Annotated in this window: 11 protein-coding genes and 1 pseudogene; 7 read left to right on the top strand and 5 right to left on the bottom strand. The window is 61.8% G+C overall.

The annotated features are described in order from the left end of the window. Positions 1 to 16: 16 nt before the first annotated feature. The 7 genes and pseudogenes from IE166_RS02380 to IE166_RS02350 all read left to right on the top strand — a co-directional run bounded on the left by IE166_RS02380 (position 17) and on the right by IE166_RS02350 (position 7541). Positions 17 to 915: pseudogene (locus tag IE166_RS02380) on the top strand (LysR substrate-binding domain-containing protein). Positions 916 to 1054: 139 nt separating this feature from the next. Further along, the gene (locus tag IE166_RS02375; protein WP_189501429.1) at positions 1055 to 2371 is read left to right on the top strand and encodes an ABC transporter substrate-binding protein; all 1317 of its coding nucleotides are present in this window, start codon (positions 1055 to 1057) and stop codon (positions 2369 to 2371) included. 133 nt (positions 2372 to 2504) lie between these two features. Beyond that, positions 2505 to 3377, top strand: a complete 873-nt coding sequence (locus IE166_RS02370) for a carbohydrate ABC transporter permease (protein WP_189501428.1) — start codon at positions 2505 to 2507, stop codon at positions 3375 to 3377. 10 nt (positions 3378 to 3387) lie between these two features. Further along, on the top strand, positions 3388 to 4212 hold the full coding sequence (locus IE166_RS02365; protein ID WP_189501427.1) for a carbohydrate ABC transporter permease: 825 nt from the start codon (positions 3388 to 3390) through the stop codon (positions 4210 to 4212). 56 nt (positions 4213 to 4268) lie between these two features. Continuing rightward, positions 4269 to 5279 carry an ABC transporter ATP-binding protein gene (locus IE166_RS02360; RefSeq protein WP_189501426.1) on the top strand — a complete coding sequence of 337 codons (1011 nt, stop codon included), beginning with the start codon at positions 4269 to 4271 and terminating at the stop codon, positions 5277 to 5279. A 79-nt stretch (positions 5280 to 5358) separates the two neighbouring features. Further along, on the top strand, positions 5359 to 6837 hold the full coding sequence (locus tag IE166_RS02355; protein ID WP_189501425.1) for a mannitol dehydrogenase family protein: 1479 nt from the start codon (positions 5359 to 5361) through the stop codon (positions 6835 to 6837). A 2-nt stretch (positions 6838 to 6839) separates the two neighbouring features. Further along, positions 6840 to 7541 (top strand): HAD family hydrolase, encoded by a 702-nt coding sequence (locus IE166_RS02350; protein WP_189501424.1) that lies wholly within the window; start codon positions 6840 to 6842, stop codon positions 7539 to 7541. Positions 7542 to 7559: 18 nt separating this feature from the next. On the opposite strand, the gene IE166_RS02345 is transcribed toward IE166_RS02350, so the two are convergent. The 5 genes from IE166_RS02345 to IE166_RS02325 all read right to left on the bottom strand — a co-directional run bounded on the left by IE166_RS02345 (position 7560) and on the right by IE166_RS02325 (position 12979). Next, the gene (locus IE166_RS02345; RefSeq protein ID WP_189501423.1) at positions 7560 to 8357 is read right to left on the bottom strand and encodes a CDP-alcohol phosphatidyltransferase family protein; all 798 of its coding nucleotides are present in this window, start codon (positions 8355 to 8357) and stop codon (positions 7560 to 7562) included. Between the two features lie 6 nt (positions 8358 to 8363). Continuing rightward, positions 8364 to 9062, bottom strand: coding sequence for a phosphatidylserine decarboxylase (locus tag IE166_RS02340; protein WP_189501422.1), 699 nt, complete (start codon positions 9060 to 9062; stop codon positions 8364 to 8366). An 87-nt stretch (positions 9063 to 9149) separates the two neighbouring features. After that, entirely contained in the window at positions 9150 to 11042 is a 1893-nt protein-coding gene (locus tag IE166_RS02335) for an ABCB family ABC transporter ATP-binding protein/permease (RefSeq protein WP_189501421.1), read from the bottom strand. 5 nt (positions 11043 to 11047) lie between these two features. Next, on the bottom strand, positions 11048 to 11383 hold the full coding sequence (locus tag IE166_RS02330; RefSeq protein WP_189501420.1) for an ArsR/SmtB family transcription factor: 336 nt from the start codon (positions 11381 to 11383) through the stop codon (positions 11048 to 11050). A 75-nt stretch (positions 11384 to 11458) separates the two neighbouring features. Then, positions 11459 to 12979: an Ig-like domain-containing protein gene (locus IE166_RS02325; RefSeq protein ID WP_189501419.1), complete on the bottom strand. Its 1521-nt coding sequence runs from the start codon at positions 12977 to 12979 to the stop codon at positions 11459 to 11461. Positions 12980 to 13055 lie beyond the last annotated feature (76 nt).

The raw sequence follows: 13055 nt of genomic DNA, 5'->3' as shown, positions 1-13055 counted from the left end.
TGCATAAGGAGCGTTTATGCCTGACGCGTCGGATCTGCCTCCGCTTGCGGCTCTGCGGGTGTTCGAAGCGGCTGCGCGATTGCTGTCTTTCACCAAGGCGGCGGAAGAGCTCGGCATGACGCAGGCGGCCGTCAGCTACCAGATCAAGGTGCTGGAAGACCGCATCGGCGCCCCCTCTTTCTGCGCCGACCGCGCCAGGTGGAACTGACGGAGGTCGGCGCGCGCTTCAGCCCGTCGGTCAGCGATGCGTTCGAGCGTCTGCGCGAGGCCTATAAGGATGCGCGCGGTGAAAGCCGGTCCGTGTTGGCGTTGTCGAGTGTCGCGACCTTTGCTTCGAACTGGCTGGCGCCGCGGCTTGGGCTTTTTCAACTCGAGCATCCGCATATCGCGGTTCGCCTCGATACCGAATCGCGCAACCGCGATTTCACGCGCGAGCAGGTCGACGTCGGCATTCGTGGCGGCTTCGGGAAATGGCCAGGGTTGGCAGCACACAAGCTCATGCCGATCACCTTCACGCCGATGCTGAGCCCGCTCCTTCTCAATCGCGCAGGGCCGTTGAACGAACCCGCCGACCTGCTTCGCCTGCCGATCATCGACGCCTTCGATCCCTGGTGGGCGAGCTGGCTGGAAAGCGTCGGCCTGCCGCCCGACAGTCTGGCGACACGGCCGCGCAACGATCTGGAGTCACAGGCCATCGCCGCGAGTGCTGCGCTTGCCGGCAATGCTGTTGCCATGCTGACGCCAGCCTTCTTTGGAGAAGCTTTACGTAGCGGAGCTTTGGTGCAGCCTTTCGAGCATTTGGGCAGCGATGGCCAGAATTACTGGCTGGTTCATGCCGAAAGCCGCAGGAATGTTGCTAAAATCAAAGCATTCCGCGAATGGCTACTGGACCAGTTCAAAGCTGGACCTACCTAGTGGATGCTTCTGGAAAAGCGCGGAAACCCGCGCTTTCGCTGCATTGCAGCAACAGATTTTTATTGACTTAGACGCCAAGCTTCGGACATTCGCCCAAGGCGAAGGCATTTGCTGAAAAGCCCCAAACGGGAGGTACAGGATGACGCTGAAAACACTGATGCTCGGCGCATGTTCGCTGCTGGCAATCGCCGGCACTGCGCAGGCACAATCGACCACGCTGACCATTGCGACCGTGAACAACGGCGACATGATCCGCATGCAGTCGCTGACGGAAGATTTCACCACGAAGAACCCGGACATCCAGCTCAACTGGGTGACGCTGGAAGAAAACGTTCTGCGCGAGCGCGTGACCACGGATGTCGCCACCAAGGGCGGTCAGTACGACGTCATGACCATCGGCAACTATGAAGTGCCAATCTGGGCCAAGCAGGGCTGGCTCCTGCCGCTCGACAATCTGGGCGCCGACTACGATGCCGACGACCTGCTCCCGTCCATCCGCAGCGGCCTCCAGATGGAAGGCAAGCTTTATGCTGCGCCGTTCTACGGCGAATCCGCGATGCTGATGTATCGCACCGACCTGTTCGAGAAGGCCGGCCTGACTATGCCGGAAAACCCGACCTGGGAGTTCATCGCCGACGCTGCGCGCAAGATCACCGACCGCAACGCCAATCTCAGCGGCATCTGCCTTCGCGGCAAGGCCGGCTGGGGCGAGAACATGGCGTTCCTCACCGCGCTCAACAACTCGTTCGGCGGCCGCTGGTTCGACGAGAACTGGAAGCCCCAGTTCGACCAGCCGGAGTGGAAGGAGTCTCTGCAGTTCTATGTCGACCTGATGAAGGATGCCGGCCCGTCCGGTGCCTCTTCCAACGGCTTCAACGAGAACCTGACGCTGTTCCAGCAGGGCCAGTGCGGCATGTGGATGGATGCGACGGTTGCCGCTTCCTTCGTCGCCGACCCGAAGAACTCGACGGTTGCCGACAAGGTCGGCTATGCGATCTTCCCGTCCAAGGAAGGCGTCGACAATCACGGCAACTGGCTGTGGTCGTGGAACCTCGCAATCCCGGCCGGCTCGACCAAGGCTGAGGCTGCACAGAAGTTCATCGGCTGGGCAACCAGCAAGGGCTATACCGAGCTCGTCGCATCCAAGGAAAGCTGGGCCGCCGTTCCTCCCGGCACGCGCACCTCGCTCTACGACAATGCGGAATACAAGAAGACGCCGTTTGCCGGCCCGACCTTCAAGGCGATCCAGGCTGCCAACATCACCAAGCCGACCGTGAAGCCGGTTCCGTATATCGGTGGCCAGTGGGTTTCGATCCCCGAGTTCCAGAGCCTCGGCACCACCGTTGGCCAGCTGTTCTCGGCAGCGCTTGCCGGTCAGTCCAGCGTCGATGACGCGCTTGCACAGGCCCAGCAGGTCAGCACCCGCGAAATGACCCGCGGCGGCTACATCAAGTAAGCGCCTGCCCAATACTTGTGTTGCCGAAATCAGTTGGTTTCGGCAACCTTCATCGCCCGGCTTGTGTCGGGCGATTTTCTTCTATCTGATAGATGTACTGTGCCGTTTGCGAAGCACAGACTGGGGAGACGCAATGGCTACGAGACAGACCCGGACGCTCGCCCGCATCATGATGATGCCTTCGGTGCTCTTGCTGCTTGTCTGGATGATCGTGCCGCTGGCGATGACGCTGTGGTTCTCGTTCCAGAACTACAATCTCCTCAACCCCGCCAATGTGTCATGGGCTGGTCTGTTCAACTACCAGTTCTTCTACACCGACCCCGCCTTCTTCCAGTCGATCTGGAACACGCTGCTGATCGTTGGCGGCGTCCTTTTCATCACGATCGTCGGCGGTATCGCGCTGGCTCTTCTGCTCGACCAACCGATGTTCGGTCAGGGCATTGTGCGCATTCTCGTGATCTCGCCCTTCTTCGTCATGCCGCCGGTGGCCGCGCTGATCTGGAAGAACATGATCATGCATCCAGGCTACGGGGTGCTGGCCGACCTATTCAAGGTGTTCGGCGCGACCCCGATCGATTGGTTTGCGCAATTTCCGCTGTTGTCGATCATCATCATCGTGGCCTGGCAGTGGTTGCCTTTCGCGACGCTGATCCTGCTGACTTCGCTGCAGTCACTCGATGGCGAGCAGAAGGAAGCAGCCGAAATGGATGGCGCAGGCCTTGTGGCGCGCTTCTGGCATTTGACGCTGCCGCATATGGCGCGCGCGATCACTGTCGTGATCTTGATCCAGACCATCTTCCTGCTCAGCGTTTATGCCGAGATCCTGGTCACCACCAACGGCGGCCCCGGCTACGCTTCCACCAACCTGCCCTTCCTGATCTACCGCACCGCGCTGCTCGGCTATGATGTCGGCGGTGCTTCGGCCGGCGGTGTGATTGCAATCGTGCTTGCCAATATCGTCGCGCTGTTCGTGATGCGCGCGGTCGGCAAGAACCTGGACCGCTGAGGAAACGATCATGGCTCGCACTGCCTCAACCGGACAGAAGATCGCCTGGACCGTGGTCGCCTGGGTGATCGCCCTCGTGATCTTTTTCCCGATCCTTTATACGATTATCACCAGCTTCAAGACGGAGCCGGAAGCCATTGCCGGCATCAGCCTAATTCCGTCGGGCACGTTCCAGAACTATATCGACGTGGAAACCCAGCGCGATTACTTCCGGCCCTTCATGAATTCGGTGATCATCTCGCTGGGATCGACGGTGCTGGCTCTGATCGTGGCCATTCCGGCCGCATGGTCGATGGCGTTTTCGCCGACGCGCCGCACCAAGGACATCCTGATGTGGATGTTGTCCACCAAGATGATGCCGGCGGTCGCGGTTCTCGTGCCAATTTATCTTCTGTTCCGCGACTGGGGTCTGCTCGACAGCCGCATCGGTCTGACCGTCATGCTGACGCTGATCAACCTGCCGATCGTTGTATGGATGCTTTACACCTATTTCCGCGAGATCCCCGGCGAGATCCTGGAAGCGTCGCGCATGGACGGCGCGTCCTTGTGGAACGAGATCATCTATGTGCTGACGCCGATGGCGGTGCCGGGCATTGCCTCGACGCTGTTGCTCAACATCATTCTCGCCTGGAACGAAGCGTTCTGGACGATCCGTTTGACCACCACCAACGCCGCGCCGCTGACCGCTTTCATCGCGTCCTTTTCCAGCCCGCAAGGTCTGTTCTGGGCAAAGCTGTCGGCCGCATCCACCATGGCGATCGCGCCGATCCTGATCATGGGCTGGTTCTCCCAGCGTCAGCTGGTTCGCGGTTTGACCTTCGGTGCGGTGAAGTAAACAAAGACAAGGGCCGCCGTGCCGCGTAAGTGGCGCAGGGCTTGAAGGGGAGACATATGGGCAAGATCAACCTCGAACACGTCTCGAAATCCTTCGGGGTCACGAGCATCATCCCGGACCTCAATCTCGATATCGAGGATGGCGAGTTCGTCGTTTTCGTCGGTCCTTCGGGCTGCGGCAAGTCCACCCTGCTGCGCCTGATAGCGGGCTTGGAAGATGTGACCAGCGGCACCATCCGCATCGACGGCCGCGACGTGACGCAGGAAGCGCCGGCCAAGCGGGGCCTGGCCATGGTGTTCCAGTCCTATGCGCTTTATCCGCATATGTCGGTCTACAAGAACATCGCCTTCCCGCTGAAGATGGCTGGCGAAGACAAGACGCTGATCGACCGCAAGGTGAAGGATGCCGCCAAGGTCCTGAACCTCACCAACTATCTCGACCGTCGCCCCGGCCAGCTCTCCGGCGGCCAGCGCCAGCGTGTCGCGATCGGCCGCGCCATCGTGCGCCAGCCTTCCGCCTTCCTGTTCGACGAGCCGCTGTCCAACCTCGATGCGGCCTTGCGCGGCACGATGCGGTTGGAGATCAGCGAGCTTCACCAGCAGCTCAAGACCACGATGATCTACGTGACGCATGACCAGGTCGAGGCCATGACCATGGCCGACAAGATCGTGGTGCTGAATGCCGGCAATATCGAGCAGGTCGGTTCGCCGCTCGAACTCTATCGCAGCCCGCGCAACCTGTTCGTGGCCGGCTTCATCGGCAGCCCACGCATGAACCTGCTGAGCGGTGCGGCTGCATCCAAGTACAGTGCGGAAACCATCGGCGTGCGTCCGGAGCATCTTCTGATCTCCCGTACGGAGGGCGACTGGAAGGGCACGGTCGGCGTGGCCGAACATCTCGGCTCCGACACGTTCCTGCATGTGCATGCCGAAGGCATGGATCACGGCATGGACCACATCACCGTTCGCGCTGAGGGCGAAGCGGGGCTGAATCCGGGCGACACGATCTACCTGACGCCGGACGCCCAGAAGCTGCACCGCTTCGGCAAGGACGGCATCGCGCTTTAAGCACAAGGCGGCGTTGCCTTGTCATGAAACGACCATCGCCTATGGCCAAGATGCCCTAGCGAAATCTGGAAGAACTGCCATGTCTGTGAAATTGTCTGCTGCCGCGCTGTCCGATCTGCCGGCCAAGGTCCCTGCTCCCCGTTATGACCGCTCCGACCTGAAGGCGGGTATTCTGCATTTCGGCGTCGGCAACTTCCATCGCGCGCATCAGGCGGTTTACCTCGACGATCTGTTCGCCACGGGTGCGGATCATGACTGGGCGATCATCGGTGCCGGCGTGCTGCCGTCCGAAGCCGCCATGCATGAGAAGCTCGGCGCGCAGGATTGGCTGACCACTGTGGTTGAGCAGGACACCGGACATATGGAAGCCCGCGTCACGGGTGCGATGATCGACTTTATTGCGCCGGGCGACACGGCTCGGATCCTCGCCACGCTGGCCGATCCGGCAATCCGCATCGTATCGCTGACCATCACCGAGGGCGGCTACTTCATCGACGCGTCGACCGGCAAGTTCAACCCGAAGCATCCGGCGATCGTGGCCGACGCCGCATCACCGGACGCGCCGACCACCGTGTTCGGCTTGATCCTGGCCGGCTTGAAGCAGCGCCGCGAGGCAGGAGCCGTACCTTTCACGGTCATGTCCTGCGACAACATTCCCCATAACGGACATGTCACGCGCGATGCGGTGGCGGGTCTGGCTGAGCTGTTCGATACAGATTTTGCGGCATGGGTGCGCGAAACCGTGGCCTTCCCGAATGGCATGGTCGATCGCATTACGCCGGCAACGTCGGATCGTGAGCGCACCCTTTTGCGCGATGATTTCGGCGTGGAAGACAACTGGCCGGTGTTCTGCGAACCCTTCAAGCAGTGGGTGCTGGAAGACAAGTTCACGGCCGGGCGCCCCGCGCTGGAGAAAGTCGGCGTTCAGTTCGTGCCGGATGTTTCGCCCTTCGAACTGATGAAGATCCGCATCCTCAATGGCGGGCATGCGACGATCGCCTATCCCGCTGGTCTGCTCGACATCCATTTCGTGGATGAAGGCATGGCCGAGCCGCTGGTGGCACGCTTCCTCGACAAGGTGGAGCGCGACGAGATCATCCCCACCGTGCCGCCGGTACCCGGCGTGGTGCTCGACGAGTATTACGAGTTGATCGTACGCCGCTTCTCGAACCCGAAGATCGGCGACACCATCCGCCGCCTCTGCCTCGACGGCTCCAACCGCCAGCCGAAGTTCATCGTGCCGACCATCGCCGACCGCCTCAAGGCGGGTGCCTCGGTGGACGGCCTCGCATTCGAATCGGCTTTGTGGTGCCGGTATTGCGAGGGCACGACCGACTCCGGCGCGGTGACCGAGCCGAACGATCCGTCCTGGGACCGCCTGCAGGAGACTGCGCGGGCTGCCAAGAGCGATCCTTCGGCCTGGCTTGCCATGAGCGACATCTATGGCGACGTCGCCAAGTCCGAAGTCTTTGCGGCGGCCTTCGCCAAGAGCCTGAAGGCGTTGTGGGCTGACGGCACACGCGCGACCGTCGAGCGCTATCTGGCCGGCCAGCACTAAGCGTGACCGATCTCTCTGTTCCGGCTTACCCGGGCCTCGTCATCTTTGATTGTGACGGGGTTCTGGTGGATAGCGAGCCGCTGTCAATCGGCGTGCTTGTCGATCATATCGCCCGCGCCGGTGGCGACGTGTCCACCGCCCTCGCCTACGAAGCCTTTCTCGGCCGCAGCATGGCGACGATCCGCGAGCTACTGCGCGAGAGCCATGCCGTCGACTTCAGCGACGACCACATGGAAGCGATCCGTGTGGATATGCGTCAGCGCTTCACGGATGAGCTGACGCCGATCCCCGGCATCCGCGATGCGCTGCTATCGCTGAAGCGGCCCTTCTGCGTGGCGTCTTCGAGCCAGCCCGACCGTATCCGGCTGTCGCTGGGCGTCACCGGTCTGCTCGACTTGTTCGAGCCCAACATCTTTAGTTCGACCATGGTGAAGCGCGGCAAGCCCTTCCCCGACCTGTTCCTGCATGCAGCCAGTCAAATGGGCGTGGAGCCCTCGGACTGCATCGTGGTGGAAGACAGCCCGGCCGGCATCCAGGCCGCGCAGAGCGCTGGCATGAAGGTTCTCGGCTTTGCCGGCGGCGCGCATGCCGAACTCGGCGGGTTGTTGAAGGCGTTCGAGCGGCTTCAACCGGATGCCGTATTTACGGACATGCGGCAGCTGCCGGATCTGCTTAAAACGATCAAGGCGCCGCACGCTTTTTGAGGCGGCGCCGCCCTGCGTTTAAGCCCGAGCTTCCTTGGCGGCGCGGCGGCGGTACGCGCGCACGCTGAGCGGCAGGAATACTGCGTAAGCAACAGCTGAAACAACCAGCGTTTCCCAGGTATAGCTTGTGAGAAACAGCACATAGGCAACGGCACCCAGCGTCAGCGGGATGACGGCATCACGGCCGATCCGCTGCCCCACCGTCTTGCCAGAATAAACCGGCAAGCGGCTGACCAGAAGCCAGGCGACGATCAGCGTGAAGACCACAGCGCCCATGGCAAAGCTGCGATCCGGCTCCACGCCGAGAAAGCCGAGATAGATCGGCAGCATCACCAGCCCTGCCCCAGCCGGTGCCGGCACGCCAACGAAATAGGCGGTCTTCCAGGCCGGGCGGTTGGGATCATCCAGCATGACGTTGAAACGCGCGAGGCGCAGTCCGCAGGCGATGGCGTAGAGCATCGCGGCGATCCAGCCGAAGGATCCTGCCTGATCAAGGAGATAGGCGTAAAGCACCAGCGCCGGCGCGACGCCGAAATTGACGATGTCGGCCAACGAATCCATCTGCGCGCCGAAGTTCGATGTCGCCTTCAGCATGCGTGCGGCGCGCCCATCGATACCGTCGAGGAAGGCAGCGCCAAGCACCATGATGACGGCGATCTCGAAGCGCCCTTCGAAAGCCAGCCGGATGCCCGTCATGCCGGCGCAGATCGCCAGCAGCGTCAGCAGGTTGGGGATCAGCAGGCGGATGGAGATGCGGCGCATGCGCGGCTCTGCCTCCAGCCCATTCTCGTCTTGATGATTGACGGGATCCAGCATGGGTGATCAGGCAATCCGCACGAGCGGCGTCGTCAGCCCGCTATCGAAATCAGCCAGGATGGTTTCGCCGGCGATGGCCGTCTGCCCGACAGCCACGCGCGGCGTGGCGTTGCCCGGCAGGTAAACATCAAGGCGCGAACCGAAGCGGATCAGGCCGAAGCGCTCACCGGTCGAAATCTGGCTGCCTTCATCAACCCAGCAGAGGATGCGGCGGGCCACGAGGCCGGCGACCTGCACGCAGGCGATCGTGCCATGCGGGCTTTCGATCAGCAGGCCGTTGCGCTCGTTTTCGGCGCTGGCCTTGTCGAGATCGGCATTCAGGAACTTGCCAGGACGATATTCGATCTTGCTGACGAGACCGCGCACCGGCGCGCGATTCACATGACAGGAAAACACGTCCATGAACACGGAAATGCGCGTCATCTCGGCATTGCCCAAGCCGAGCTCGCGTGGCGGCACGGCCGGACCAACGGCGGAGATGCGGCCATCTGCAGGGCTCACCACCAGCCCGTCGTCGATCGGCGTCACGCGCTGCGGATCGCGGAAGAAGTAGGTGCACCAGGCCGTCAGCACCAAGCCGACAAAGAACAGCGGCGCCCAAAGAAAGCCGATGATGATGGTGACAACCGCGAAACCAGCGATGAAGGGGTAGCCCTCCTTGTGGATCGGCGTCAGCGTATTGCGGATAGTGTCCGCCAGGGTCATGCGTCAGGTCCCGTTAATCGCAGCTGTGATTAGCGGAAAGGGTTGCGCCTTTCAACGCAACCCATTGTCATCCGTGTGTGTGCGCGTTCAGCTTTCAACCAGTTGAGGCTCGATGCGCACCGAACCCTCTTCCATCTCGGCTGCTTCGCGGGCACGACGCAGCCGCTCTTCGGCTTCGGTAGCTTCACGCTGGCGCATCCACATGGAGGCGTAGAGACCGTTTTCGTCCATCAGCTCCGCATGAGTGCCGCGCTCTGCGATCGTGCCGTCGCGCAGTACGATGATCTGATCGGCCTTGATGACAGTGGACAGCCGATGCGCGATTACGATCGTGGTGCGCCCACGGCTGACCTCGTCCAAGGATGCCTGGATCGACTGCTCGGTCTGTGTATCCAGCGCGGATGTCGCTTCATCCAGAATCAGGAGCGGCGGCGCCTTCAGGATGGTGCGGGCAATTGCAACGCGCTGCTTTTCACCGCCCGACAACTTCAAGCCGCGTTCGCCAACCATGCTGTCAAAGCCTTCCGGCAGACGCGTGATGAAGCCGGAAATCTGCGCCTGCTCGGCGGCACGCTCCACCTCCTCCGCCGAGGCATCGGGGCGACCATAGCGGATGTTGTAGGCGATGGTGTCGTTGAACAGCACCGTATCCTGCGGCACCATGCCGATCGCCGCCCTCAGGCTTTCCTGCGTGATCTCGCGGACATCCTGGCCATCCACGGTCACGCGGCCCTTCTGGACATCGTAAAAGCGGAACAGCAGGCGCGAGATCGTCGACTTGCCGGCACCGGATGGGCCGACGATCGCCACCGTCTTGCCGGCTGGCACTTCGAAGCTGACGCCCTTCAGGATCTGCCGGTTGGCATCATAAGCGAAATGCACGTCCTCAAAGCGTACCGTGCCGTTGGTGATGGCCAGGGGCGGGGCACCCGGAGCATCGGTCACTTCCTGCTTCATATCCAGCAGGCCGAACATCTGCTCGATGTCGGTCACGGCCTGACGAATTTCGCGATACACGAAGCCGATGAAGTTGAGCGGGACGGATAGCTGCATCAACAGGGCATTGACAAAAACGAAGTCGCCGATCGTCTGCGTGCCGTTCATGACCTCGCGCGCCGACATCGCCATGACGATCGCAGTGCCAAGACCGAAGATGACGCCCTGACCGAAGTTCAGCCAGCCAAGTGATGTCCATGTCTTGGTTGCCGCGTCCTCGTATCGCGCCATGGAGCGATCGAACCGCTCGGCTTCCATGCGCTCATTGCCGAAATATTTGACGGTTTCGAAGTTGAGCAGCGAGTCGATTGCCTTGGAGTTGGCGTCAGTATCCGAGTCGTTCATCTCGCGGCGGATCGTGATACGCCAGTCGCTCGCCTTAACCGTGAACCAGACATAGAGCACCACGGTCGCACTGATGACCGCGACGTAGCTCCAGCCATACGCCCAGGCGAAAACGGCGGCCGTGAGCACGAATTCGAGCACGGTTGGCATCGTGTTGAGGATCGTGAAGCGCACGATCGTTTCGATGCCCTTCGTGCCGCGTTCGATGACGCGCGACAGGCCCCCTGTGCGCCGCTCCAGATGGAACCGCAGCGACAGTTGATGCATGTGGACGAAGGTACGGTAGGCAAGCTGCCGAACGGCATGCTGTCCGACGCGTGCGAACAGAGCGTCGCGCAGTTGATTCAAGCCAAGCTGCACGAGACGCACGACGTTATAGGCGATCACCAGCATGATCGGCCCGACCAGCAAGGCCGGAACGATCTGCGACACGGTAAGCTGCCCGTTCAGCGCGTCGGTCGCCCATTTGAAGAAATAGGGAACGCCGATCAGGATCAGCTTGGACAGAACGAGATAGAAGCTCGCCCAGATCACACGCTGACGCAGGTCCGGCCGGTTGGCGGGCCACATATAGGGCCAAAGATTGCCGAGCGTCCGGAACAGCGATCCGGAGTCGGCCGAAACAGTTTTGTCAGCCAAAAGAATTATCCGCAGAGTTCGTTTAAAGAAGCCGCGCAGGCGCCGGAAAGGCAGGACAGGCTGTCAGCCAGATCTTTGAGCGCGGCAGTATCAAGTCTGTAGCGCGAACGCTGGCCGTCGGGTGAGCACACCACGAGACCGGCATCCACGAGAACCTTTAGATGTTGCGACACAGTCGATTGGGCAAGGTCCAGCCGACCAACAACATCCTTGCAGCAACAAGCCCGGCTTCGCGAAAGCTCACGCAGTATGCGCAAACGGGCGGGATGCGAAAGGGCCGACAGCCCCGCCGCAATCCGCTCGTCATGCTCCCATCGATGATCCGAGGCAATGTTGTTCATCGTTTATCGGCGATATACGATGAATGTGTGACACGCAAGTTCAACTGGCAAGGCAGGAAGGGCCTGCCCCTGCTGTCAGTCGCGCGTCGTGGCTTGGTCGCCGAGTTGGGTCATATCCGCCTTTTCACCTTCGGTGGTGCTGTCCGGCATATGGAAGATCTGGCCGGGCCAGATGCGGTTCGGATTCTGGATTTGGTCCTGATTGGCGAGGTAGATCGTGGAATAACGAACGCCTCGTCCGTAAGCGCGCTTGGATATGCGCCACAGCGAGTCGCCGCGACGGATGATGACGGCGCCTTTTGCTGTCTGCAGTGCTGGAGCGGTGGTCTGCACGGCTGCCGCAGCAGGGTCGGCGGCAGCGCTGGCGGTTGGCGTTGTGCTGGCCGAAGCGGCTGCCGGGCTTGTAGCAGCGGGCGGTAGAGCGCTGGCAGCGGCAGTGGCGTCCGAACTTGGCGCGGCGCTTTCCTGCGTTGGCGCGACTGCAGCCACGGCTTCACCCGCTTCGCGCTCAAACGGAACGGCGGCACGCTGCGTTACCGTCGCACCATCAGCGCCGATGGCATCAATGCGGATCGTGTATTTGCCGACGGCGAGATCGCGCTTGGCTTCCACCAGGAACTGCCCATCGGGCGAAGCGGTCGCCTCACCTAGGAAATCGTCATTAGCATAAGCGCGCAGCTTGGCGCCCGGAGCGGACCGGCCGGCGACATAGATCATGCTGCCTTCGATTTCGACGGCTTCTACCGTTGGCGCGGTGTTTGCGTTACCGTCTTGCTGCGCTGCCGGTGCTGGTGCCTGGCCGCTCACAGCTGCCGTCTGGGTGTTTGCCGCAGGCTGAGACGCGGCCGCTGGAGCCTGGTTGTCCTGAGCGGGCGCAGTGGTCGAGGCGGTCGCACTCGTGGATGGCTGATCGGACATCGCCGGCTTATTCGTCGTCTCGTCCGCTTCCGGCAGGCTGATCAAGCGGCTGGGCTGGCCGGGTTCCTGCACCATGGCGAGAACCTGGCCCTTCTTGTCTGCCGGAACGGAAACAATGGCCATCTCGGTTGAAGACGCCGATCCGCCCTCACCCTTGGAGCGCAGAACCAGCGTGTGATCGCCGGCCCGCAGTGGAGACTCCAGCGCGATGGCGAAGTCGCCGTTCGGGCTGACCTTGGTTTGCCCGAGAACCGTGCCGTCCGAGACGATTTCAACATCAGCGCCGGGCTTGGCTCGGCCTGCTACGACGGTCGAGCCGTCGGCTTCCACACGCAGAATGTCGAAGCTCGGCGTTACGCGGTCGCTGCGCGTGGATTTCGCTTCTTCCAGAGCAGCCTTGGTATTTTCGAGGGCAGCACTCTGCTGCGCGACAGAGTTCGGCTGGCCGGTGATGGATGAGGGAATGGCGGCCTGGGACTGCGGTTGAACTGCCGGCTTGGGCGTCGTGGGCGCTGGCGTCGCGGGCACTGGCGTCGAGGTTATGGCCGCGGCTGTTTGCGGCTGCGCCTGCTGAGAATCGAAGGCGCCGGAGCCATAAGCGACCAGCCCGCCCGCAAAGAACAGCCCGATCAGGAACAAAACGACGCGCGCCGGTGTCACAGCAATCTCCAACCCCATGTTCTCCAAGGCATTAGCCTGTTTTTCGAAGCGTCACAAGAAAAAGGCAGCGCGTGGCCTTGACGGCGGCTTGACC

The organism is Tianweitania populi (assembly GCF_014652875.1).
Lineage (GTDB): Bacteria > Pseudomonadota > Alphaproteobacteria > Rhizobiales > Rhizobiaceae > Tianweitania > Tianweitania populi.
The sequence above is the reverse complement of the archived record's forward strand: the minus strand, read 5'-3'. Positions and strand labels throughout refer to the sequence as shown.